General features: G+C 63.0%; 26 protein-coding genes. 14 read left to right on the top strand and 12 right to left on the bottom strand.

Annotated elements, in window-relative coordinates; all coding sequences use genetic code 11:
* Nucleotides 1-42: 42 nt before the first annotated feature.
* Complete coding sequence (locus MMAR10_RS14765) at nucleotides 43-675, bottom strand: SCO family protein (protein WP_011644790.1); 633 nt, start codon at nucleotides 673-675, stop codon at nucleotides 43-45.
* Nucleotides 676-824: 149 nt separating this feature from the next.
* Here MMAR10_RS14765 and MMAR10_RS14760 point away from each other — a divergent pair, with 149 nt between their 5' ends.
* Together MMAR10_RS14760 and MMAR10_RS14755 are read left to right on the top strand one after the other, a co-directional pair.
* On the top strand, nucleotides 825-2,150 hold the full coding sequence (locus MMAR10_RS14760; RefSeq protein WP_011644789.1) for an ActS/PrrB/RegB family redox-sensitive histidine kinase: 1,326 nt from the start codon (nucleotides 825-827) through the stop codon (nucleotides 2,148-2,150).
* Nucleotides 2,151-2,187: 37 nt separating this feature from the next.
* Nucleotides 2,188-2,739, top strand: a complete 552-nt coding sequence (locus tag MMAR10_RS14755) for an ActR/PrrA/RegA family redox response regulator transcription factor (RefSeq protein WP_011644788.1) — start codon at nucleotides 2,188-2,190, stop codon at nucleotides 2,737-2,739.
* Here the strand turns inward: MMAR10_RS14755 and MMAR10_RS14750 are convergent.
* Nucleotides 2,736-3,482, bottom strand: a complete 747-nt coding sequence (locus tag MMAR10_RS14750) for a DUF1223 domain-containing protein (RefSeq protein ID WP_011644787.1) — start codon at nucleotides 3,480-3,482, stop codon at nucleotides 2,736-2,738. The genes MMAR10_RS14755 and MMAR10_RS14750 overlap by 4 nt on opposite strands.
* Nucleotides 3,483-3,562: 80 nt before the next feature.
* Nucleotides 3,563-6,238 (bottom strand): aconitate hydratase AcnA, encoded by a 2,676-nt coding sequence (gene acnA, locus MMAR10_RS14745; protein WP_011644786.1) that lies wholly within the window; start codon nucleotides 6,236-6,238, stop codon nucleotides 3,563-3,565.
* 170 nt (nucleotides 6,239-6,408) lie between these two features.
* On the opposite strand from acnA, the gene ccmA reads away from it, so the two are divergent.
* Genes ccmA through MMAR10_RS14725 form a run of 5 tightly spaced genes read left to right on the top strand, consistent with a single transcriptional unit; the run spans nucleotide 6,409 to nucleotide 9,179 of the window.
* On the top strand, nucleotides 6,409-7,053 hold the full coding sequence (ccmA, locus tag MMAR10_RS14740) for a heme ABC exporter ATP-binding protein CcmA (RefSeq protein ID WP_011644785.1): 645 nt from the start codon (nucleotides 6,409-6,411) through the stop codon (nucleotides 7,051-7,053).
* Nucleotides 7,050-7,718, top strand: coding sequence for a heme exporter protein CcmB (locus tag MMAR10_RS14735; RefSeq protein WP_011644784.1), 669 nt, complete (start codon nucleotides 7,050-7,052; stop codon nucleotides 7,716-7,718). The genes ccmA and MMAR10_RS14735 overlap by 4 nt, the downstream gene beginning before the upstream one ends.
* Nucleotides 7,719-7,771: 53 nt before the next feature.
* Nucleotides 7,772-8,521: a heme ABC transporter permease CcmC gene (ccmC, locus tag MMAR10_RS14730; RefSeq protein ID WP_011644783.1), complete on the top strand. Its 750-nt coding sequence runs from the start codon at nucleotides 7,772-7,774 to the stop codon at nucleotides 8,519-8,521.
* On the top strand, nucleotides 8,518-8,673 hold the full coding sequence (gene ccmD / locus MMAR10_RS16805; protein ID WP_083759596.1) for a heme exporter protein CcmD: 156 nt from the start codon (nucleotides 8,518-8,520) through the stop codon (nucleotides 8,671-8,673). The genes ccmC and ccmD overlap by 4 nt, the downstream gene beginning before the upstream one ends.
* Entirely contained in the window at nucleotides 8,673-9,179 is a 507-nt protein-coding gene (locus tag MMAR10_RS14725) for a redoxin family protein (protein ID WP_011644782.1), read from the top strand. Before ccmD ends, MMAR10_RS14725 begins: the two co-directional genes overlap by 1 nt.
* Here the strand turns inward: MMAR10_RS14725 and MMAR10_RS14720 are convergent.
* The 8 genes from MMAR10_RS14720 to MMAR10_RS14685 form a co-directional block, all read right to left on the bottom strand.
* Complete coding sequence (locus tag MMAR10_RS14720; protein WP_011644781.1) at nucleotides 9,176-9,781, bottom strand: MarR family winged helix-turn-helix transcriptional regulator; 606 nt, start codon at nucleotides 9,779-9,781, stop codon at nucleotides 9,176-9,178. The genes MMAR10_RS14725 and MMAR10_RS14720 overlap by 4 nt on opposite strands.
* An 84-nt stretch (nucleotides 9,782-9,865) precedes the next feature.
* The gene (locus tag MMAR10_RS14715; RefSeq protein WP_150099803.1) at nucleotides 9,866-10,522 is read right to left on the bottom strand and encodes a septation protein IspZ; all 657 of its coding nucleotides are present in this window, start codon (nucleotides 10,520-10,522) and stop codon (nucleotides 9,866-9,868) included.
* Nucleotides 10,523-10,534: 12 nt separating this feature from the next.
* Nucleotides 10,535-11,383 (bottom strand): EamA family transporter, encoded by an 849-nt coding sequence (locus tag MMAR10_RS14710; RefSeq protein WP_011644779.1) that lies wholly within the window; start codon nucleotides 11,381-11,383, stop codon nucleotides 10,535-10,537.
* Between the two features lie 3 nt (nucleotides 11,384-11,386).
* Nucleotides 11,387-12,316: a signal recognition particle-docking protein FtsY gene (ftsY, locus tag MMAR10_RS14705; protein ID WP_011644778.1), complete on the bottom strand. Its 930-nt coding sequence runs from the start codon at nucleotides 12,314-12,316 to the stop codon at nucleotides 11,387-11,389.
* Nucleotides 12,313-13,647, bottom strand: a complete 1,335-nt coding sequence (gene mtaB, locus MMAR10_RS14700; protein ID WP_011644777.1) for a tRNA (N(6)-L-threonylcarbamoyladenosine(37)-C(2))-methylthiotransferase MtaB — start codon at nucleotides 13,645-13,647, stop codon at nucleotides 12,313-12,315. Before mtaB ends, ftsY begins: the two co-directional genes overlap by 4 nt.
* Before the next feature lie 52 nt (nucleotides 13,648-13,699).
* A complete protein-coding gene (locus MMAR10_RS14695) occupies nucleotides 13,700-14,311 on the bottom strand; it encodes a hypothetical protein (RefSeq protein WP_011644776.1) in 612 nt (203 codons plus the stop codon).
* Entirely contained in the window at nucleotides 14,308-16,149 is a 1,842-nt protein-coding gene (locus MMAR10_RS14690; protein ID WP_011644775.1) for a DUF885 domain-containing protein, read from the bottom strand. The genes MMAR10_RS14695 and MMAR10_RS14690 overlap by 4 nt, the downstream gene beginning before the upstream one ends.
* Before the next feature lie 79 nt (nucleotides 16,150-16,228).
* Nucleotides 16,229-17,098, bottom strand: a complete 870-nt coding sequence (locus tag MMAR10_RS14685; RefSeq protein ID WP_011644774.1) for an SDR family oxidoreductase — start codon at nucleotides 17,096-17,098, stop codon at nucleotides 16,229-16,231.
* A 222-nt stretch (nucleotides 17,099-17,320) separates the two neighbouring features.
* On the opposite strand from MMAR10_RS14685, the gene sdhC reads away from it, so the two are divergent.
* From sdhC to MMAR10_RS14660, 5 genes are read left to right on the top strand one after another with little or no spacing between them, the layout of a single operon-like run.
* Complete coding sequence (gene sdhC / locus MMAR10_RS14680) at nucleotides 17,321-17,713, top strand: succinate dehydrogenase, cytochrome b556 subunit (protein WP_011644773.1); 393 nt, start codon at nucleotides 17,321-17,323, stop codon at nucleotides 17,711-17,713.
* 1 nt (nucleotide 17,714) lies between these two features.
* The gene (sdhD, locus tag MMAR10_RS14675; protein ID WP_011644772.1) at nucleotides 17,715-18,086 is read left to right on the top strand and encodes a succinate dehydrogenase, hydrophobic membrane anchor protein; all 372 of its coding nucleotides are present in this window, start codon (nucleotides 17,715-17,717) and stop codon (nucleotides 18,084-18,086) included.
* 12 nt (nucleotides 18,087-18,098) lie between these two features.
* Complete coding sequence (sdhA, locus tag MMAR10_RS14670) at nucleotides 18,099-19,886, top strand: succinate dehydrogenase flavoprotein subunit (protein ID WP_011644771.1); 1,788 nt, start codon at nucleotides 18,099-18,101, stop codon at nucleotides 19,884-19,886.
* Between the two features lie 2 nt (nucleotides 19,887-19,888).
* Nucleotides 19,889-20,314, top strand: coding sequence for a DUF3052 family protein (locus tag MMAR10_RS14665; protein ID WP_011644770.1), 426 nt, complete (start codon nucleotides 19,889-19,891; stop codon nucleotides 20,312-20,314).
* Between the two features lie 12 nt (nucleotides 20,315-20,326).
* Complete coding sequence (locus MMAR10_RS14660; RefSeq protein ID WP_011644769.1) at nucleotides 20,327-21,106, top strand: succinate dehydrogenase iron-sulfur subunit; 780 nt, start codon at nucleotides 20,327-20,329, stop codon at nucleotides 21,104-21,106.
* 78 nt (nucleotides 21,107-21,184) lie between these two features.
* On the opposite strand, the gene MMAR10_RS14655 is transcribed toward MMAR10_RS14660, so the two are convergent.
* Nucleotides 21,185-22,030 carry a 1-acyl-sn-glycerol-3-phosphate acyltransferase gene (locus MMAR10_RS14655; protein WP_011644768.1) on the bottom strand — a complete coding sequence of 282 codons (846 nt, stop codon included), beginning with the start codon at nucleotides 22,028-22,030 and terminating at the stop codon, nucleotides 21,185-21,187.
* Nucleotides 22,031-22,175: 145 nt separating this feature from the next.
* On the opposite strand from MMAR10_RS14655, the gene MMAR10_RS14650 reads away from it, so the two are divergent.
* Both MMAR10_RS14650 and MMAR10_RS14645 read left to right on the top strand, forming a co-directional pair.
* Nucleotides 22,176-22,826, top strand: a complete 651-nt coding sequence (locus tag MMAR10_RS14650; protein ID WP_150099802.1) for a hypothetical protein — start codon at nucleotides 22,176-22,178, stop codon at nucleotides 22,824-22,826.
* Between the two features lie 93 nt (nucleotides 22,827-22,919).
* The gene (locus MMAR10_RS14645) at nucleotides 22,920-23,252 is read left to right on the top strand and encodes an ArsR/SmtB family transcription factor (RefSeq protein ID WP_011644766.1); all 333 of its coding nucleotides are present in this window, start codon (nucleotides 22,920-22,922) and stop codon (nucleotides 23,250-23,252) included.
* The last annotated feature ends 5 nt before the right edge of the window (nucleotides 23,253-23,257 follow it).

Raw genomic sequence — 23,257 nt, 5'->3', positions numbered from 1 at the left:
GCTCTCCTCGCGCCGGCGCAGGGCCGTCACTAATCCGGATGACTATCCGGGATTTTCCTCAAGGAAGTCTTGCAGGCGTGCCGTGAGATCAACCGGATCGACGCCGGTTGGGAAAACGTCCACGAATACGCCATTGCCATCCATCAGATAGATGAAGGATGAGTGGTCCATCAGATAGTCACCGCTGCCGGCATCCTCGGCGCGTTGATAGACAACGCGATAGACCCGCGCGGCGGCCGCGATTTGCTCTTCTGTACCGGTCAGGCCGACCAGCCCGTCCGGAAAGGCGGGTGAGCTGACATAGCGGGCCATCTGCTCCACCGTGTCGCGCTCGGGGTCGAAGCTGATCAGGATCGGCTGGATCCGGGCGCGCTGGTCGGCGTCCAACTGGTCCATCGCCGCGGCCATGATCTGAAGCGAAAACGGGCAGGCGTCCGGGCAATAGGTGTAGCCGAAATAGATCAGCATCAATTTGCCGGCATATGTCTCGTGTGTGACCGTCGTGCCGGTCTGGTCGACAAGTTCGAAGGGGCCGCCGATCTGAGCCTCGCCGCTGGTGCGTACGGCGCCACGTCGCACGTCCTGCCTGTCGCTATTCGTCACGAGCTGCGTGAAAAACGCGATCAGGAGTACGGTGGGTGCGGCGATGAGAAGCCAGAGCAATGGGCGTGGCATTGTCACTCCTGGTAAGCCCGGCGCGATCTATCCGCGCGCGGACGAAGCATGTTAGTCCAAACACATCGGTTTTGCTGCGTGTGCGAAGGTAGGGCCAAGCCCCTCCTCTGTCCATCGCGGCGAGCGGTCACGCTTGCGGGAGACATGTCATGGTCAATGATAGTGATTGGGACCCTTATGGTGCGGACGCCCATCTGACGCCGGTCTTTGGCCGGTTGAGGCTGCGAACCCTGGTCATGCTGCGCTGGCTGGCCGTCGGTGGCCAGACGGCGACAATCCTGATCGTGCATTTTTTCGCCGGCTTCGAACTCCCTATCGGCTTTTGCCTGGGCATCATCGCCCTCAGCGCTCTGGTCAACACCTGGTTGACGCTTGCCGTGCCGCCACAGAAATTTGCCCGCGACTGGGAGGCGTTCGCCCAGCTGGGCTATGACGTCCTGCAAATGTGCGCGCTGTTGATGCTCACCGGCGGGCTGCAAAACCCCTTTGTGGTGATGTTGGCCGCGCCGATCATCATCGCCGTTGCCGCCCTGCCGCCGCGCTGGTCAAGCGGGGTTGCCGCCATCGCCGTGGCCGGGACGGGTGCGATGTGGTTGTGGAGCCTGCCACTGCCCTGGTATGGCGAGGCCACGCTGGACCTGCCAGGCATGTATGTCTTTGGCCTGTGGGCTGCGATCTTCATCGCAGTGGCCTTCACGGCCGTCTATTCTTGGCGGGTCAGCCATGAGGGCAAGCGCATGGCGACTGCGCTGGCGGCGACACAGAGTGTCCTGTCGCGCGAGCAACGCCTTTCGGCGCTGGGGGCGCTGTCGGCTGCAGCGGCGCACGAGCTGGGGACGCCATTGGCAACCATCCAGCTGACCGCCAAGGAAATGTTGCGCGAAATCGGGGCTGGAACGGCGTTGAGCGAGGATGCCGAGTTGCTGGTCACACAGGCGCGACGCTGCCGCGACATTCTGAAGCGCCTGGGCGAGGTCCAGGAAGCGTCCGACGAACGCCATGATCGCATCGAAATGCTGGCTGCTCTCGAAGAGGCAAGTGCACCCCTGCGAGGGCTGGGGCCGGTCGTGACGGTTCAACTGGGTGATTCGGCCGAGGGGGAGGCGCCAATCCTGCGGCGGATCCCCGAGCTGCTCTACGGGATCGGAAATTTCGTCGAGAACTCGGTTGATTTCGCTGTGGCCCGCGTTGTGGTGGAAGGTCGCTGGGACCGGTCGAACATCTATGTCCGTGTGATGGATGACGGGCCCGGTTTTACCTCTGATGTCCTGTCAAAGATCGGTGAGCCCTACGTGACTACCCGTTCGGGAACGCCGGGGCAGGGCGGGCTGGGGTTGGGGGTCTTCATTGCCAAGACAATGATCGAAAAAAGCGGCGGCGTGGTGCGCTTCGACAATGCTCCGGCGCCTGGCGGGGCAGTTGTCTCGATCCGCTGGCCGCGCAAACGGGTGGAGGCGCAGCACTCACTGGGCTAGATAGTGAGTCACCATCGGATTTTGCGAGGACCGACGCGTGAGCGAGATCGAATACGAGCTTCCCGACGACAAATCCCTTCTCATCCTCGATGATGACGCGCCATTCCGGACCCGGCTGGGTCGGGCCATGACCGGGCGCGGCTTCATCGTCTCCGCAGTGGCGACGGTAGATGAAGCCAAGGAAGTGGCGCGGTCCAACCCGCCAGCCTTTGCCGTTCTGGACCTGCGCCTGCAGGATGGCGACGGTCTGGATGTGGTGAAGGCATTGCACGCCTCGCGGGCGGACTGCCGGGTCGTCATGCTCACCGGCTATGGCAATATTGCTACCGCCGTGGCTGCGGTTAAGGCCGGTGCGGTTGATTATCTGTCCAAGCCGGCCGATGCCGACGACATCATCAAGGCGCTTCTGGCCCACCCGGAAGACAAGCCCGAACCGCCGGAAAACCCGATGTCTGCCGACCGGGTCCGCTGGGAACACATCCAGCGCGTGTTCGAGCTCTGCGATCACAACGTCTCTGAAACAGCGCGCCGGTTGAACATGCACCGCCGTACCCTGCAGCGAATACTCGCCAAGCGCGCGCCGCGTTAGCGGGGCGCAGCCCCTCTGGCGGCGACGCGGGCATAACCATAGACCGGGCCACCATTGGCACCTTGGACAATTGCGACCGTGCCAAAACGGCGAAAACTCTCGCCGGTGAAAACGGCCGGGCCGCCGGACCAATTGCCTAGATAAGTCAGACTCTTCACCATGTTATAGTGAAGCATGTCGAGCCCCTCATTCTCGCCGGAGCGGACGGAAACAGACGCCCAGCCCGGTGCGTAGGCGACAAGCCAGACATCCAGGTCCTCCTCTGGAGCTTCACCGTCAAGTGATACCTGAAAAGACCCGAACGGGCCGTCGGCGACTGTGATCACTGGGCTGCCTGGCATAGCTGTCAAGCGCGCGTCGACGGCATTGGCAACCGCGTCTTGCTCCCAACCGGGCGCATCGGTAACGCCGTCGACCACAAAATGGGGTGTGTAAAGGCGTGGCACATCAAGCCGGGGTAGATAGGTGCGCTGGCGCTGGACATATTCGGGTCGGGCATAGGTGTCGGTCCAACCATACATGTCCCAATAGGACACCGCATAGGCGAGAACGAACACATTTTCGCGCTGGTCAAGCTCGCCGAGATAACGGTTGGCTTCCGGGCACAGTCCGCATCCCTGGCTCGTGAAGAGTTCCACCAGGACCGGGCGCTCATCGTCAGCGCCGGGCTCTTCAAACGCGCCAGCGGCGGGAAGGCAGGCCCATTCGAAAGCGGACAGGAGGAGGGCAGCAAGCCATTTCATGGGTCTAGATAAGCATCCCCGCCCGCATCATCCAATCAATTGGCTGTGACGCGGGCGGGAGCTTCTTGTGCCGCTGTGCCCTAGGAGGCAGCGAGATTGCGCAACACGTAGTGCAGGATGCCGCCGTGGCGGAAGTATTCCAGCTCGTTCTCGGTATCGATCCGGGCGCGGGCCGGGGCCGTCTTCACGGTGCCGTCCGGGAAGGTGATCGAGACGGTCATGACAGCGCGCGGCTCGAGAGCCTCAATGCCGAGAATGGTGACCGTTTCGTCGCCAGTCATCCCGAGGGCTTCCCAGCTGGCGCCGTCCTCGAACTGCAGGGGCAGCACGCCCATGCCGATCAGGTTGGAGCGGTGGATACGCTCGAAGCTCTCGGCGATGACCGCCTTGACGCCCAGAAGGCGGGTGCCCTTGGCAGCCCAGTCACGCGATGAGCCGGTGCCGTATTCCTTGCCACCAAAAACGACCAGCGGTGTGCCTTCGGACTGATGCTCCATGCAGGCGTCGAAAATGTCGACCTGCTTGCCGTCCTTCAGCGTGTAACCGCCTTCAACACCGTCCAGCATCTTGTTCTTGATGCGGATATTGGCGAACGTGCCGCGCATCATCACTTCGTGATTGCCGCGCCGTGAGCCGTAGGAGTTGAACTCCAGAACCGGAACCTGGCGTTCCTGCAGGTAGCGACCGGCCGGGCTGTCGGCCTTGATCGAACCGGCCGGCGAGATGTGGTCGGTGGTGATGCTGTCGCCAAACAGGCCCATGATCTTGGCATTGACGACATCGCCCGGGCTTTCCGGCTCCATCGTCATGCCTTCGAAATAGGGCGGGTTCTGCACATAGGTGGAGGTGTGATCCCAGGCATAGGTCAGGCCGCCGGAAACCTCGATGCCGCCCCAGGCGTCGTCGCCCTTGAACACATTGGCATAACGCTTGGCGAACATGTCCGGGGTCACCGAGGTGCGAACCACTTCGGCGATCTCGGCGGAGGTCGGCCAGATGTCCTTGAGATAGACGTCATTGCCGTCCTGGTCCTGGCCCAGCGGGTCGGTGGCCAGATTGACCTTCATCGAACCGGCGAGAGCGTAGGCGACAACCAGCGGCGGTGAGGCCAGATAGTTGGCACGCACGTCCGGCGAGATCCGGCCTTCGAAATTGCGGTTGCCAGACAGCACCGAGGTGGCGACCAGATCATTCTCGTTGATGGTCTTGGAGATCGCCGGCGGCAGCGGACCGGAATTGCCGATACAGGTTGTGCAGCCATAGCCCACGAGGTCGAAGCCGAGAGCGTCGAGATCATCATTCAGGCCGGCACGCAGCAGGTAGTCGGTGACAACCTGAGAGCCCGGGGCCAGCGAGGTTTTCACCCACGGCTTGGTCTTCAGCCCCTTGGCCACCGCATTGCGGGCCAGGAGGCCGGCGCCAAGCATGACCGACGGGTTGGACGTATTGGTGCACGATGTGATCGCAGCGATCGCGACATTGCCATTGGTGAAGTCATAGTCCTCACCCTCGACCGGGGCGGATTTGTCCAGTTCGTCGCCCTTGCCGTATTCGCTTTCCATGATGCGGGCAAAGCCGGCGGAGGCATTGGACAGTTCGATCCAGTCCTGCGGGCGCTTCGGGCCGGAGACGGCCGGAACGACTTCCGACATGTCGAGATGCAGCGTGTCGGTGAAGACCGGGTCGGCATCATAATCCGGGCGGAACATGCCTTGGGCCTTGGAATAGGCCTCGACCAGGGCGACGCGCTTGTCGTCGCGTCCGGTTGCTGTGAGATAGGCCAGCGTTTCATTGTCGACCGGGAAGAAGCCGCAAGTGGCGCCGTATTCCGGAGCCATGTTCGCGATGGTGGCTTCGTCTTCCAGCGACAGGTGGTCGAGACCGGTGCCGTAGAATTCCACGAACTTGCCGACCACACCCTTCGCGCGCAGCATTTCGACAACTTTCAGAACGAGGTCGGTCGCCGTGGCGCCTTCCGGCAGCTTGCCGGTCAGTTCGAAGCCGATCACTTCCGGGATCAGCATGGAGACCGGCTGGCCGAGCATGGCGGCCTCGGCCTCGATACCACCAACACCCCAGCCCAGCACGGCGAGGCCATTGATCATGGTGGTGTGGCTGTCGGTGCCGACGCAAGTGTCCGGATAGGCGATGGTTTCGCCGTTTTCGTCCTTGGTCCAGACAGCCTGGGCCAGATTTTCCAGATTGACCTGGTGGATGATGCCGGTGCCCGGCGGGACGACGCGGAAATTGTCAAACGCCTTGGCGCCCCATTTGAGGAATTTGTAACGCTCGCCATTGCGCTGGTACTCGCGCTCGACATTCTTGGCGAAGCTGTCGGCTTGGCCGAAATTGTCGACCATGACGGAGTGGTCGATCACCAGGTCGACGGGGACCTGCGGGTTGATACGGTCCGGGTCGGCGCCAAGCTTGGTGGCTGCATCGCGCATGGCGGCCAGGTCAACGACGGCCGGAACGCCGGTGAAGTCCTGCATGACCACACGGGCCGGGCGGTAGGCGATCTCATGGGTCGACTTGCGGGTCGTCAGCCATTCGGCCATCGCCTCGATATCGGCCTTGGTGACAGTCTTGCCGTCTTCAAAGCGCAGCAGGTTTTCCAGAAGCACTTTCAGCGAACCCGGCAGGCGGGAAACTCCGGCCAGCCCGTTCGCCTCGGCGACCTTCAGGTCATAATAGGCATAGGTCTCACCGGCAGCGGTGAGGGTGCGTTTACAGGAAAAACTGTCGAGAGAGGCCATATGGGTCGTCCTCATGGGGTCAGGGGTGAAATACCCGGTGGGGAGGTCAGCCGCAGTTTACGGCCACATGTTTTGGCGGGTTTTAGCCGGACATTCGCTTTGCTGCAATGCGGCGTTGCGCGCGTTGACGGATGGGGTGCTGTCAGGCGACATGCAAAGTGATGCCGACGATGACCGAGAAATTCCCCGACCTGCCCGATCTGCAGCCCGAGACGCTTCGTGTTTCCGGTCTGTCGCTGAGCCGCGGCGACATCACGCTGGTCCGCGATTTCAGCCTCGATCTGGCCCCGGGCCAGGCGATGCTGATGAGTGGCCCCAACGGGACTGGCAAGACAACCCTGCTGCGCGCGGTCGCCGGATTTGTCCGCCCTGATGCGGGACGTGTTGTTTTCGGTGAGGGCCCAAAGGCTGACAGTGCCTCCGAGCTTGTTGCCTGGTTGGGTCATGCGGATGGCCTCAAACCTGTCGAGACGCCGAGACAGAGTTTGCGCTTCTGGGCGAAGATGAATGATCAGGGCCGCGATCCTATCCTGCCCTTGATGCGCGCGATGGCCATTGAGAGCCTGATCGACCGACCGGCCAGCCGCCTGTCGCGGGGCCAACAGCGCCGTTGTGCGCTGGTCAGGGTTGCGCTGGCCAACCGGCCGATCTGGTTGCTTGACGAGCCCGCCGGTCCGCTCGATGGCGGTGGACGAGCGCGCCTGGCAGCGCTTGTGGACTGGCATCGTTCCCGCGGCGGAAGTGTGATCGCAGCGACGCATCAGTCCCTGGATTGGCCGGACGCCAAACGAATCGACCTCGGGGCGCACAGATGAGCGCTTTCGGAGCCATTTTCTCCCGCGAAGCCGGGCTGGCCTGGGCGGGCGGCGGCGGTCCTGCCGGACCGGCTGCCTTTTTCCTCGGCGCGATCACGTTGGCGCCGCTGGCCATCGGACCGGCCGCCGACCTGCTGGTTGCGGTGGGACCGGGCATCATGGGTTTCGCGGCCTTGCTGTCAGTGCTGCAATCGGCCGACCGCCTGTTTGGCGATGATCATGCCGATGGCACCGCCGAGCTTTATCTGTTGAGTGGTTTGTCGCTGCCATGGCTGGTGCTGGCCAAGGTCATGGGGCAGGCCTTGGCCACGCTGTGGCCGCTACCCGTGATCGGGCTGCTGGGCGCCATGATGTATGGCGTGCCGGTGCTTCCTGCCTGCGTGGGAGCCCTGGCCCTGCTGGCCGCCATACCGGCGCTGTCCCTGATCGCCGGCTTCGCCGGAGCTCTGGCGGCGGGTGTCCGTCGTAGTGGTTTGCTGATTGCACTGATCGCCACGCCAATGATGGTGCCGGTTCTGATTTTCGCTGCCGGGGCTGGTCGGTCGGCCCTTGCAGGCGATGAGCGGGCGCTGGCCAACCTGCTGCTGACGGTCGCCGTCTCGCTTGGAACAACGGCGCTGGCACCATTCGGGATTGTTGCGGCCTTGCGGAGCCGGTTGGGCTGACGGAAAATCGGTCGCAGTTGCCCGCAGGGCAGCGGCACAGTAAGTGAGCTGACATGCTGTCCTACTTCTCCAATCCGCAACGCTTCGACCAGCTCGCCCGGGCCCTGATCCCGGTGTTCGGTGTCCTGGCCGTGCTGTTGTTGGCTGTTGGTGTCTGGCTGGCCTTGCTCGGCTCGCCACCCGACTACCAGCAGGGTGAAACGATCCGGATCATGTATGTGCATGTGCCGGCGGCCTATATGGCAATGGCGCTCTATGCGGCGCTGGCGGTGGCCAGTTTTGTCTATTTCGTCTGGCGCCACGCGTTGGCCGACACGGCAGCCGAGATCATCGCGCCGATCGGTGCGGTGTTCACTGTGCTCGCCCTGTTCACCGGCTCGCTCTGGGGCAAGCCGATGTGGGGGACCTGGTGGGAATGGGATGCACGGATGACCTCGGTGCTCGTGCTGCTGCTGGTCTATCTGGGCTATATGGCGCTGCGGGCGGCACTCGAGGATACCCAGCAGGCCGCGCGCACCGGTGCTGTCCTGGCGATGGCGGGGATCGTCAATCTGGTCATCGTGAAATTCTCGGTCGACTGGTGGTCGAGCCTTCACCAGCCCGCCTCGATCATCCGCCTTGACGGCCCAACCATCCACGCCAGCCAGCTCTGGCCGCTCCTGGTCATGATCCTGGCCTATACCTGCTTTGCCGGCTGGCTGGTGCTCTACCGTCTGCGCAGCCAGGCGATCCGGCGGCGCGTGCGCACCTTGCAGCGCCAGCGTGAGCAAGCCGCCCGGGCGCGAGAAGAGGTTGTGTCATGAGCGAGTTTCTGGAAATGGGCGGCTATGCGGCCTTCGTCTGGCCGACTTGGGCGGCGTCTGTCCTGGCCCTGGCAGGGCTGGTCGCTCACGCTCTCATCGAGCGGCGGCAGGCGCGTGAAGCCTTGCGTCGGCTGGAACGGGATGAAGCTTGATGCAGACGATCCGGATTGCGGCATGGTTGGCCTTGATCGGACTGGTTGCGGCGCTTGGCTGGCGCTTCTGGGATGATCGCAGCGCTCCGGTGCCAATCCCGATGCCGGCGCTCACCACGACCCCGCTGGAGGGGCGCGAAAGCTTCGATGCCGCTTTGGTTGACGGCGTCTGGTTGCTCAATGTCTGGGGCAGCTGGTGCGCGCCTTGCCATGCCGAGCATCCGGTGCTGATGGCCTTGCGCAGCGAGGGTATCGCGATCTACGGGCTGAACTGGCGGGATACGCCGGAGGCTGCCAATCAGTTTCTTGATGTGCTGGGAGACCCGTTTGTGGGCGTCATGCAGGATGACAACAACCAGTCTGTGCGAGCCCTCGGCATTGAGGGCGCGCCTGAGACCCTTGTCATTGCAAATGGCGAGATTCTGGCCCGCTGGCCCGGCCCACTGACACCGGATGCCCTGCGGCAGGTCATCTATCCGGCGCTGGATCGAGCGCTGCGGAACTAGGTGCCGGTTTTCGGCGCTGCGTCAGCCGAAACCTTCTTCGATTTTCGAGCTGCTTTCTTGGCCTTTGCCTTGGCTTTTTCCTTGGCCTTCTTCTTGGCCTTCTTCTTTTTCTCTTTGACCTTGATCTTGGCCTGTTTGGCTGCCTCCTCGCCCTTTTCGAGCGTCTCCGCTATCCGGCGCAGGGTCTCCAGGAAACTCGCGCGCTTGTTTTTCGGGAGGGCCGACAGGATTGCCTTGTCAGCCTCCTTCGCGCCGAGCGTCGCCGCTTCAAGCAGCGCCCGTCCGTCATCGGTCAGCTTGACTGCATTGGCGCGGGCATCGTCGGGAAGCTTTTCCCGTTCGAGCAGGCCATTCTTGACCATTCGGGCGACCAGCTCGGCGAGGGTGGAGCGGTCGATCCCGGTCGATTTGACCAGCTGGGTCTGGGTCAGGCCTTCTTCTTCGGCGGTCGCATGCAGGACGGCGAACTGACGCTGGGTCAGCTTGGCTCCCGCCATCGCCTTGGTGAATCGTTCTGCCGCGAACTGCTGGGCCCTGTGGAGCAGATGGCCGGGTGACTCCGAGAGATGGAATTCCTTGGTGTCGTGCTTGTCGTGCGCCATGACCGCCCCCGCCTGTTCGGGAATTCATCCTAGGGCGGATTTATAACGCAGGAATGACAAATGTCCGAACACGGAATGTCGGTGTCAGGCGTCGGGTTCTGCTGGGGTTTTCGGCTGGTTCTTGAGGATCAGCGGCATTTGCGATGCGGCGAACAAGACCGACAGCACCATCACGCCAAGCTTGGCGTTTGACCAAAAGGCCTCGCTCAATTCCAGCCCGGCGAACCAGCGCGCGCTTTCGGGCACCACGCTGTCAGTGATGTGACGCCACATGACCTCATTGAGGCCGGCGAGGAATTGGAACCAGAGGGCCCATCGGATGGCGAGAAGGGTCCAGGCGCGATCCGTCAGTTCGAAGATATGCCCGAAGAACACCTTCCAGATATTGTGGCCCAGCGCCAGGCTGACCAGAACGAGATAGGACAGGAACAGATTGATGATGGTGGGTTTGGCGTAGATGAAGACCGGGTCTTGCAGGAATATTCCCAGCGCCCCGAAGAACAATACGATGACGGTGGTGAAGACCAGCATCGGCGGAATGCGTCGTTCGATCCGGATCGACATTGCCAAGGCGATGGTTGCGGCGACCATATAGGCGCCGGTGCCGATATAGATCGCCTGGTCAGCGGCGAACATGCGCGCGACATTGTAGACGACGATCCAGACCCCGATGGGGCCGGCATCGATGAGGAGGCGCGAGCCCTGCTCGGACGTTTTCTGGGTCTGGGCCAAGGTCAGCACTCCGTTTGCGGTTTACATCACCTGAAGCAATACGAGCCCGGCAGCAAGGCAGATTGCAAGCAGGATGCGCCGTCCGCCGAAGGGTTCCTTCAGCACGAGCGCGGCGAGCAGGGCTCCCAATACGATGGAAAGCTCACGCAGGGCGGCCATGGGCGCGACCGGGGCATTGGCGTAGGCATAAAGGGCCAGCCCGTAGGTGGCGAGGTTGAAACCCATGCACATCAGGGCCGGTCGGGTTTCCTGCCGAGCGATGGACAGGAAGCTTGTGCCGCGCCGAAAGATCGCCGTCGGCAGGATGGTCACGCCGGACAGGACGAAGAACCAGCCCAGATAGATGAAAAGCTGACCTGAAACCCGCACACCGGCCGCATCGATCACGGTATAGCTGGCCGTCATGCTGGCTGCGGCGAGGGCCAGAAGGATCAGTTTCAGCTTGGGTTTGCCGTCACGTTCGGGCCAGGCAAAGCCGATCAGCGCCGCTGTCGCAACGCCGAGCCCGGCCAACTGTCCGAGCGAAACCGTCTCGCCGAGAAACACGAATGCAGCCAACGCCGCCAGCGCCGGCGCTGCGCCGCGCATGACCGGATAGGCGAGATTCATCTCCCCCTCGTTGAAAGCCGCGACCAACAGCATGTTGAAGGCCCAGATCACCACTGCGCCGGTGAGCAGGAAACGCCAGACTTCCCACGGAGGAATGGGCTGGAACAGGAGCCAGGGCAGAATGAGAACAGCCAGGAAGCCCTGGGTCAGGCCACGAAAGACGAGCTTGTCGGTCGCCTTCTTGGTCAGCAGGGTCATGACCGCATGGGCCAGTGCCGAGCCCAACATGGCCAGGGTGGCGAGGGCGAGCGTGTTGTCCAAGCGCTAGCTTTCCAGCCCGGCCAGGGCGCGCGAGAAATCGCGGGCCGAGAAGGGCTGTAAGTCCTCTTCTCCCTCGCCGATACCGATATAGTGGATTGGCAGCTGGAACTTCTCGGCGACCTGGACCAGGGCGCCGCCCTTGGCGGTCCCGTCCAGCTTGGTCATCACCACGCCGGTTACTTCGGAGGCTTCCAGGAAGGCCTGGGCCTGCGACACGGCGTTGGAGCCGACCGTGCCGTCCAGCACGAGGACAACATGATGCGGCGCGTCCGGCATGCGCTTCTTGATGACCCGCACGACCTTGCGCAGCTCATCCATCAGCTCCGCCTTGTTTTGCAGGCGTCCGGCGGTGTCGATCAAGACGACGTCATGACCGTCGCGGTCGGCCTGGTCGATGGCGTCGAAGGCGAGACCTGCCGCATCAGCACCGATTTCCCGTTTGATCACTGGCGACTTGGCCCGCTCTCCCCAGACCGAGACCTGCTCGATGGCGGCGGCGCGGAAAGTGTCCCCGGCGGCCAGGATCGGATTGCGACCCTCGCGCTTCAGCTTGACCGCAATCTTGCCCAGCGTCGTGGTCTTGCCTGAGCCGTTTACCCCGACAAACAGCACGACCTGGGGCCGGGCACCGCTCAGATCCAGCCCTTGCTCCAGCGGCGTCAGCGTTTCGGCGACCACCTCTGCCAGGGCTTCACGGACCTCTTCGTCGGAAACTTCCTTGTCGAACCGGTCCTTGGCCAGGCGTTCAGTGACCTGCATGGCCGCTGCCGCGCCCAGGTCGGCCGCGATCAGGACGTCTTCAAGCTCTTCCAGCGCCTCGCGATCGAGTTTGCGCTTGGTGAAAATCGCGCTGACGCTGTCTCCCAGCTTGGACGAGGAGCGTTTGAGCCCCTGTGCCAGTCGGGAGAAGAAACCGGGCTTCTTCTCGCTCATCCGGTGATGACCCCCTGTAATTCACGCCCGTCATGCCCCGATATTGCGATATCGACAAGCGCACCGGCCCGCGGGAATTCGGCTTCTTCGATGCGGATGCCGGCAAAGTTTCCGGCGCGGGCAAAGCCCGGCTTTTCAACCAGAGCGGCCCTCTCCAACCCGATCATCCCGTCGAGGTGCCGGCTGAGAGCCTCGTCGGCCTTGGCGCGGAGCCGGTTGGCGCGATCCTTGATCACCGCGCGCTCGAGCTGCGGCATGCGCGCTGCTGGTGTCCCGGGACGCGGCGAATAGGGGAAGACGTGCAGATAGGCGAGCCGGCACTCGTCGACCAGGCGGATCGAGTTTTCGAACATGGCATCGGTCTCGGTCGGGAAGCCCGCGATCATGTCGGCGCCGAAGGCGATTTCGGGTCGGGCCGACTTCAACCGCTCGCACAGGGCAATCGCGTCATCGCGCAGATGACGCCGCTTCATGCGCTTGAGGATCATGTCGTCGCCGGCCTGCAGCGACAGGTGCAGATAGGGCGCGATCCGCGTCTCACCCGTCACCGCTTCGAACAGCGCCTCATCGATTTCAATCGCGTCGATCGAGGACAGGCGCAGTCGCGGCAGGTCCGGAACATGTTTCAGGATGGACTGGACCAGACGCCCCAGTGGCGGCTTGCCTGGCAGGTCCTCGCCCCAGGAGGTCAGATCGACCCCGGTCAGCACGACCTCGCTGTGGCCGCTATCGACCAGAGTCTTGATCTGATCGACCACCTCGCCAGCGCCCACCGAGCGCGAATTGCCGCGGCCATAGGGGATGATGCAGAAGGTGCAGCGATGGTCACAGCCATTCTGGACCTGGACATAGGCCCGGGCGCGCCCCTCCATGCCCTCGACCAGATGACCGGCGGTCTCGGTCACGCTCATGATGTCGTTGACGCGCACCTTTTCGGTGCCGCCCAAGAGATCGGCGGGTTTGAACGTTTCCGCTTTCAGCTTGTCGTCATTGCCGATCACCCGGTTTACTTCCGGCATCCTGCCGAACATGTCCGGATCGACCTGGGCCGCGCAGCCGGTGACGATGATCTGGGCGTCCGGATTGTCGCGGCGGGCGCGGCGGATGTTCTGGCGGGCCTGGCGGACAGCCTCATTGGTGACCGCACAGGTGTTCACAAGAATGGTATTGGTCAGGCCCTGATCGCGGGCATGCTTGCGCATGACCTCGCTCTCCCAGGCATTCAGCCGGCAGCCGAAGGTCAGGATTTCGAGCGCGGCTTCTGCGTCGACAGGCCGGGTCGGCGGCGTGTCGGCACCGGAAGCGGCCGGATTGTCATCATGCGTGCTCATTGAGAGCGGATAAGTGGTGGAGTGGCGGCTTATCGTCAAGCGGCGCGGGCAATCAGCGCTTCATCAGCCGGTTTGTCGCCTCGCCGACCATCACCGCCCAGAGACCCAGGGCGGCATGATATATGTGCCAGTTGGTGATCCCCAGCGTGCTCTCTGTCCGGCTGCCACCGATCAGCAGCGAAACCGCCCCGATCAACACAAAGCTGGCCAGCCAGACCAGCCCGGCCGGACGTTGTCCGTGCAGGGTCAGCATGGCGCTCGCGGCAAGACCGATCACAAGCGCCAGGATCGGCAACAGGCTGATCAGGGTTGTCGTGCCGGGAAAGAACATGAGGAAGGCAACCAGGGCCGGAATGCCGTAGCGGATATAGCGGGTGACACCACTGTCCAGCTTGACGGCGCGGGTCTTGAGCATCAGTCCCGTGGCGATCAGCAGGAGGCCGGCTGCCCCGGCGAAATCGGTCGCCATACCATGCAGGCCTGCCAGTTCAGTGACCTGGCCCGATGCAAACCGGACCACGCCGATCAGCGCCGCGAAGGCCATAAAGCCGAGGCCGAAGCGGATCATCCGGACCTTGCCATCGCGGCGATGCGGCCAAAGCAGATAGATGCCGAGAAAGGCGCCGACCACCACGAGAGCGTCGGTAATGGCGAAGGCGATCATTCCGATTGCTCCGTCACAGCTGCGGCCTGTTCCTCGATCCAGTCGACCATTTTGGCCTCCAGGGCCGAGAGCGGCATGGCGCCGTCCGCCAACAGATGGTCGTGGAAGGCGCGGATGTCGAAATCAGTGCCCAGACGAGCTTCTGCGCGAGCCCGCAGGTCGCGCATCAACAATTCGCCCGACTTGTAGGCCAGGGCCTGACCAGCCCAGGAAATGTAGCGCTGAACTTCGGTGCGGACATTGTGCGGGGCGAGGGCCGAGTTCTCCAACAGGCAGGCTTCGGCCTGGTCCTGGGTCCAGCCCATGTAGTGGATGCCTGTATCGACGACGAGACGGCAGGCGCGCCACATTTCATAGGTCAGCCGCCCGAATTCCTCGTAGGGCGTGGTGTACAGGCCCATGTCGGTCGCAAGGGTCTCGGTATAGAGGCCCCAGCCTTCACCGAAGGCGGTGATGTAGCTGTTGCGGCGGAAATCGGGGACGTCCTCCAGCTCGGCGGCAATGGAAATCTGGTGGTGGTGGCCCGGCACTGCTTCGTGCACGGTGAGTGCCGGCAGCGTGTAGAGCGGGCGCTGGGTCAGGTCATAAGTGTTGACCATATAGCCGCCGGCCACGCCGTTATCGATATCGCCCGGCCAGTAGCGGCCCGTGGTGTAGGTCGGCGCCATGGTGTCTGGAACCGGCCGGACGCCATAGGGAAGGCGCGGCAGATGCCCGAAGAAACGCGGCATGGCGTCATCAGCGCGCTTGGAAATCCAGGCGGCGTGCATCAGCAGCTCTTCCGGCGTCTCGGCATAGAATTGCGGGTCGGTACGCAGGAAGTTGAGAAACTCCGCGAAGCTCCCTTCGAAACCGGACCGCTCGATCACCTCATCCATCTCGCCACGAATGCGGGCGACTTCATTGAGACCGCGCTGATGGACTTCCTCGGGCGAGGTATCCAGGGTCGTGTGATAGCGCACCAGGGTCTGGTAGTACTGACGACCCTCGGGAACTTCGGAAACCCCCAGACTCTCGCGGGTCTGCGGGATGTATTCGTCGCGCAAGAAGGCCAGCAGGTTTTCATAGGCCGGGATGGCGGAGTCCCGAATAGCGGTTTCGGCCTCGTCGCGCACACGGGCAAGCTCGTCGGCGGGAAGGTTTTCGGGCATGCCCTCGATCGGGGCGATCAGCAGACCGTGCAGCGTGTCGGGATCGCTCAGCGCCTCCACCTGGGAGGCCGCCAGTTCAGCGATCAGGCGGGGCTGCGTGAACCCATCGGCGAGACCCCGGCGCATCCACTCGATATTGGCATCGAAAAAGCCGGGGATGGCGTTGATGCGTGTCACCCAGGCATCGGCGCGATCAATGGTGCGCAAACGAGTGGAGGCCGACGCGTAGGACGGGGCGGAGAAAAATCCGCTGTCATTGTTGAAGGGACGACGGGCTTCGTCGAACGGTGCCAGTTCAACACGGAAGCGCAGGATGTAATCAAGAACGGCGTGGGAAATCCGTTCATTGTCGTCGAGTGCCGCCGCATCGATGGCCTCAAGGCGTTGCAGGAAGTTCGCTTCCGCTGTTGCCTGTGCGTCCAGCGACGCTTCGCTGACATCATACCATTGTCCGGCCGCTTCCAGATCACCGTCGCGGGCGCGGGCGCCGGGGCTGTTTTCATGTTCGAAGGCTTCGAAGTCCTCGATCAGGGCGTTGAATGCGGCGCTGGCTGAAACGTCGTCGGCCTGGACAGCGGTCTTGGCGAGCAATGGCATCGACGCGGCTATGGACGCGGGCGGAACAGCCAGGCTCAGCGCGAGCAGTGAAGCACCGGCTAGCAAACCGGCAGAACGATGAAAAAGCATGGACCTCTCCCCTGTTGGCCAGAGGATGGCCCGCCGCGAGACGGCCCGCAAGCCGGTCCGTCATTGTCGTGAAGGGCGGTCAGCGGCCCTTGCGCTGCAATCCGACCCGCTTGGCGACCATGTTGTTGACTATCCGCTCCGGCAGCATCCGGGGCAGGGACCAGTTGGTCAGGCGGTCCGGAACAATGGCGTAGCGGAAGCGCGGCTTGGCGTCGGTGAAGGCCCGGAAAACCCGGTCGGCGATCTTGGAGGGCGGGAACCCGTCCGGGCCGTTCTTCGCCATCCAGCCCTGGATACGGGTCATCGCCTCGTAGAATGGACTGTTTTCGTAGGGCGTCGTGTCGATCTCTTCGGCCTTTGACCAGATCGGGGTGGCCACCGCACCCGGACCAATGACGATCACCTCGATGCCATAGAGCATCAGTTCGCGCCGCAGCGACTTGCTGATCCCCTCTACGGCGTGTTTGGACGCTGCATAGGGGCCCAGGAAGGGCGCCCCCATTTCGCCGGCGACCGAGGACATCATGACGATGCGGCCCGGCCCGCCGGTCAGGCCTTCATCGACCCCCAGAAGCGGGCCGAAAGCCTGTGTGACGCGGACTATGCCTGTCACATTGACGTCCATCTGGTTCTGGAATTCCTCGATCGGCAATTCCAGCATCGGCCCCGCGACCGCAATCCCTGCATTGTTGACCAGGCCCTTTAGCGTCTGGCCGTCCAGCGCCTCGCGGACGATGGCTGCGGCGGCCCGGACGCTGTCGGTGTCAGTCACATCGATGGTCACCGGGATCAGATTGGCGCCCAGTTCTGCCTTGAGGCGCTCGCCATCTTCGTTCTTCCGGACCCCGGCAAACACGCGCCAGCCTTCGTCGACGAGTCGTTTGGCGCAAGCCGCGCCAATGCCGGTGGATGCGCCTGTCACAACGGCGGAGGGCTGGGTCTGGCTCATGTCGGATTCCTCATGGTCTTGCCTCCAATCTAGGGCGCGGACGGGGTTTCGCAACGCGATTGCGTACCGAATCCCGGAAAAAATGTCTGGATGTTGTCAGCGGTACACTCTCCATTGCGTTGACCCTGACAACTTCAGGCCTATTGTGCTGCACCGACACTGACTTTCTGCGCCGGCGGGGCTGCCGCGCAGGTTCCGGACAAAAGAGCGAAAGGCTGCCGCATGGCTTCCGACTGGTCTGATCCGCGTCCGATGTCGCCACACCTGCAGGTGTGGCGCTGGCACGCGACGATGGCGTCATCCATCCTTCATCGTGCCACCGGAGTGGCAAATTATATCGGCGCTGTCGCGATCAGCGTCTGGGTCGTCCTTCTCGCCTTCGGCGCCGAAGGTTCGATCAGCTTCCTGTTCGAGGGCTGGATGGCCTGGGTGACCCGCTTCGGCCTGATCGCCCTGACCTATTCGGTCAGCTATCACTGGCTCAATGGCCTGCGTCACCTGCTGTGGGATGCCGGCAAGGGCTATGATCCCAAAGGGTCGAACCTGCGCTCCATCCTGATCATCTTCGGTGCCGTCATCCCGACCGCGCTGATCTGGCTCGATCTGGGGATTTGAGATGAGTGATTATCGTACTCCCACCGCCAAGGTTCGCGGGCTCGGCGCATCCGGCCATGGCGCCAGCCACTGGATTGTCCACCGTGTGACCTCGATCGCGCTTTTCTTCCTGGCGCCTGTCTTCGTCTGGATGCTGGCAAAATCCGGCGCGCCCGCCAGCGCCGCCGAATTCTTTTCCAGCCCGGCTGGTGCCATCATCACCCTGCTCACCCTGACGGCGGGTTTGTCGCACATGCGTCTGGGTATGCAGGTGATCATCGAGGACTATGTCCACAAGCACGGCACCAAGACGCTTTTGATGCTGGCAAACACTTTCCTGACGCTGGGGCTGTGGCTCGTCACCGCCTTTGCCCTGCTCAAACTCGCGCTTTAACGGACGCACGACATGGCCGAATACAAATGGATCGATCACACCTATGACGTGGTCGTCGTGGGCGCCGGGGGCTCGGGCCTTCGTGCAGCGCTCGGAGCTTCCCAGGCCGGTCTGAAGACCGCCTGTATCACCAAGGTCTTCCCGACCCGCTCGCACACGGTTGCGGCCCAGGGCGGGATTTCCGCCTCGCTCGGAAACATGGGCGAGGATGACTGGCGCTGGCACATGTATGACACCGTCAAGGGGTCAGACTGGCTGGGCGACCAGGACGCCATTGAATACCTCTGCCGTGAAGCGCCGGCCGCCGTGTACGAGCTCGAGCACTGGGGCGTGCCCTTCTCGCGCACCGAAGACGGCAAGATCTATCAGCGCGCCTTTGGCGGCATGACCAAGAATTACGGCGAAGGCCCGGTCCAGCGCACCTGTGCCGCTGCCGACCGCACCGGTCACGCCATCCTGCACACGCTTTATGGCCAGTCGGTTCGCAATGAGACCGAATTCTTCATCGAGTATTTCGCGCTCGATCTGATCATGGATGATGACGGTGTCTGCCGCGGTATCACCGCCTGGAAGCTGGATGACGGTACGCTGCACCGTTTCCGCGCCCAGACCGTGGTCCTGGCGACGGGCGGCTATGGCCGCGCCTATTTCTCCGCCACTTCGGCCCACACCTGTACCGGTGACGGCAATGCCATGGTGCTGCGCGCCGGCCTGCCGCTCCAGGACATGGAATTCGTGCAATTCCACCCGACCGGCATTTACGGCGCCGGCTGCCTGATCACCGAGGGCGCCCGCGGCGAAGGCGGCTATCTGACCAATTCCAACGGCGAGCGCTTCATGGAGCGCTATGCCCCATCCGCGAAAGACCTCGCTTCCCGCGATGTGGTCTCACGCTCGATGACGATGGAAATCCGCGAAGGCCGCGGTGTCGGCGCCAATGGCGACCATATCCACCTCCATCTCGACCATCTCGATCCGGACATTCTGGGCGAGCGCCTGCCGGGCATTTCGGAGAGTGCGCGCGTCTTTGCCGGTGTCGATGTGACCAAGGAGCCGATCCCGGTCCTGCCGACGGTCCACTACAATATGGGCGGTATCCCGACCAATTATCACGGCGAAGTCCTGACCAAGGTCGGCGGTGATGCCGATACGGTCGTGCCGGGCCTGATGGCTGTCGGCGAAGCGGCCTGCGTCTCGGTGCATGGCGCCAATCGTCTCGGCTCGAACTCGCTGATCGACCTCGTGGTCTTCGGCCGCGCCGCTGGCCTGCGCCTGGGCGAGACGACCAAGGCCGGTGCCAGCCAGCCGGAGATCAAGAGCACGGACGGTCAGCTTTCGCTAGATCGTCTCGACAAGTACCGCAATGCCGCCGGCGGCACGCCGACCGCCAAGCTGCGGCTGGAAATGCAGCGTTCCATGCAGAATAATTGTGCCGTTTTCCGGACGGGCGACGTGCTCGCCGAGGGCGTTGAGGCGATCAAACAGGTCTATACGGGCATGGCCGATATCGGTGTCACCGACCGCACCATGGTCTGGAATACCGATCTCATGGAAACCCTCGAGATGGACAACCTGCTCAGCCAGGCGGCCGTGACGGTGAACGGCGCGGCCAATCGTGAAGAGAGCCGCGGCGCCCATGCCCGCGAAGACTTCTCCGATCGTGACGACGAAAACTGGATGAAGCACACGCTCGCCTGGTGCGACGAGGCCGGCAATGTGAAGATCGACTACCGCCCGGTCCACACCTACACGATGTCCAATGATATCGAGTACATCAAGCCGAAGGCGCGGGTTTACTAGGAATGGCGCAAACCGCCGGATATTCAGGCACGCCCCTGCCAGGAAAGCTCGGTCTCAAGGACGGGCAGGCTGTGGCATTCCTGAATCTGCCCGAAGCGCATGACGATCTGCGCTCGGCGGCGGTCTTTGCCCGCGAACAGGCGACGGCCGAGGCCGGTGATGAGCTCGACTATGTGCACTATTTCACAAAGGTGCGTACCGAGTTCGAAACCGATCTGCCGCGCTTGCGCTCATCCATCCGACAAGACGGCATGATCTGGGTCTCCTGGCCCAAGAAGGCGTCGAAAGTCGAAACCGACATGACCGAGGACGTGATCCGTGATGTCGCCCTGCCCATCGACCTGGTCGATGTGAAAGTGTGCGCCGTCGACGCGATCTGGTCCGGCCTGAAACTGATGATCCCGCGCGCCAAGCGCGTCGTGAACTGAACGAGGACCCGCATGGTTCAGCTGACACTTCCCAAAGGTTCCGCCCCGAAAAAGGGCAAGACCCATCCCAAGCCGGACGGCGCGACCAACACCCGCACGTTCAAGGTTTACCGCTACAACCCGGAAACCGACGAGACGCCCAGCTGGGACACCTACAAGGTCGACATGGATGATTGCGGGCCGATGGTTCTCGATGCCCTGTTGTGGATCAAGAACAATGTCGACGCCTCGCTGGCCTTCCGCCGCTCCTGCCGCGAGGGCGTGTGTGGCTCCTGCTCGATGAATATCGGCGGTCGCAACACGATCGCCTGTACCTCTGGTATCGACGAGTACAAGGGTGACATCACCATCTCGCCGCTGCCGCACCAGCCGGTGGTTCGCGACCTGATCCCGGATCTGACGCAATTCTACGCCCAGCACGCGGCCGTGAAGCCCTATCTCAAGACCGATACGCCGGCACCCGAGAAAGAGTGGAAACAAAGCCCCGAGCAGCGCGAAAAGCTGGACGGGCTCTACGAGTGCATCATGTGCGCCTCCTGCTCGACCGCCTGCCCGTCCTATTGGTGGAATGGCGACAAATACATGGGTCCGGCGGCCCTGCTGCAAGCCTATCGCTGGCTGGCCGACAGCCGCGATGAAGCCACGGGCGAGCGCCTCGATGAGCTCAATGACCCGTTCAAGCTCTATCGCTGCCACACCATCATGAATTGCGCCCAGGTCTGCCCGAAGGGGCTGAACCCGGCCGAGGCCATCGGTGAGATCAAGCAGATGATGGTCGAGCGCGAGGGCTAGGCTGTCGCTCTGCCGAAATGAACAAGCCCCGCCCGATCCCGATCCGGCGGGGCTTTTTTGTCGACAGGAACCGCTGGGCTATCGCCTCCAGGCGGTCCGTTCGCAGATATCCCGGAACATTTCGGTGACCTGGGCGTCGCTGCCGTCATCCTTGCCGATGATCATCGGGCGGCCATAGGCCAGCTCGTAGCGGGCGCCGGCCTTGCCCATGAGGCCGTGGAATATCGTCATGTCTTTCAGTTCCTCATTGATCTGGGCGAGAGCGTAGTAGAGCAAAGGCATGCGCTGGCGAACGGCAAGCGGGATGACGGGGGCATTGAATTTCCGGGCCAGGCTGATGGCGGTCGGCTGCCAGGGTTTTTCGCGCAGGCGCCAATCCTTCCAGCTCCATTCTGACATTCGTCCCGACGGAAACAGGACGATGCACTGGTCGGCCTTGAAGGCATCGATGGCGCGGCGCAGGACTTCACGGCTCTGATTGCGGTCGCGGTGCTGGTCGCGCCACTCAACAGGAATGACGCGCTCTTCCAGTCCGGGGCAGACCTTCAACGCGTCACGATTGGCGAAGTAGAGCAGATCAGATCGCCTGGTCTTGAGGCTGTCCCACAGCGCGATGCCGTCAGCGATGCCGCCGGGATGGTTGGCGACAATCACGCAGGCGCCCTTTTCGGGCACATTGTCCAAGCCTTCGCAGTGAGCATCGAGGCGCAGATAGTCCGATGCCCATTCAAAGCATTCTGTTCCTGAAAGGTCGGCAATGGCATCAGCCATGGCGACCGCGCGGCGGTAGCCGAGCATGGGGTAGGCAGCAGCCTTCACCAGCGGCCATAGCGGCGTACCGATGAGACGCGGAGCGCGATCCTCGATCAGTTCATCGACAATGTGAGGCTTTGCCGGTTCGGGCAATGAAGAGGGGTCGGTCATGACCGCAAGAAACTCCCGCTATCGCATGGACGCAATGAAATTCCATCCTGACGGCCAACAGGGTTACCGGAAGATTGACGGAGTGGCCCGCGGCTTGCGACGCCGCAGTCAGACGTTAACGCCTTGTTCACGAATGGAACACGCCATGACGATGACCGATGTCCTTCCCGCCGGTGAAGTCCGCCGCCTGCCCGTGAAGCGGGCCCGAGTCCAGGACGATCTCGTCGCTGACTTTTTAGCGACCACCGTCAAGCCGGGCCAGCGGACCATCCAGATTGGCGCCGGTGATCTGGGGGCGGTCTGTCTCAAGCGCGGCGCGCATCATCAGATCGTCGCGACGATGGGCGCCATCGAGGCACTTCAGGCCGCCTGTGATCGTCGCGCCATTCCGACAGATGCCCTCAGCGGTGGCCCGGCGGCCCGCATTGTACAGGGCGCCCCGGCATTCGATCTGGCGATCTTTGGCTCAGAGACTGGATTTCCTGCAATGGCAGGCAATTGGCGTCATGTCTCGGGTCATCTGCGGGAGGGGGGCGTGCTGGTGCTGCTCGGCGCAGACCACGGTGCCTGCGCCCGGTTGGCGGATGCCTTGGATCAGGACCCAAGCTGGCAGCTGGAGGCCCGGATCGGCGGTGAGGCGGCCGTCTTTCGCAAGACCGGACAGGTGAGCGACGCTACTGCGCTGGCCGGGCTGGCCAAGGTGGGGGATCCGTCACGCCGGCCTCGCGGCATTCGCAATGGCCTTGTCAGGCGATTGTTTGAACGCCTGCTGCCGGGCCGCCAACAAGTCGGGTAATCAGGTCGCCAGACGACAGCAGCATACCGGTTGTCGCAAAACTTTCACCGAACTTGTACGGAGCGGTCATGCTTCACCCGTAACCGGGAATGTATGAAGGCTCGCAACGCTCTCGCCGGCTTCGCCGCGCTCGCACACCCTGTTCGGCTCGCTTTGTTTCGCACTCTCTGCGATCAGGCGCCGGAACCTGCATCTGCCGGCGAGCTGGCCCAAGGGTTCGATATTCCGCCCTCGACGATGACCGGCCATTTGCAGGCACTGGAGCGCGCGGGCCTGATCCGGGCCGAGCGGCGGTCACGGTTCATGCTGTATTCGCTGAACCCTGCCGGGACCCGCGAACTGGTCAGCTTTCTGGTTGATGAGTGCTGTCACAATCGTCCCGATCTGATCGGGACCGACGACGAGGCGCTTGAAAAGGCGTCCTGAGCCTG

Source organism: Maricaulis maris MCS10, from assembly GCF_000014745.1.
Lineage (GTDB): Bacteria > Pseudomonadota > Alphaproteobacteria > Caulobacterales > Maricaulaceae > Maricaulis > Maricaulis maris_A.
The sequence above is the reverse complement of the archived record's forward strand: the minus strand, read 5'-3'. Positions and strand labels throughout refer to the sequence as shown.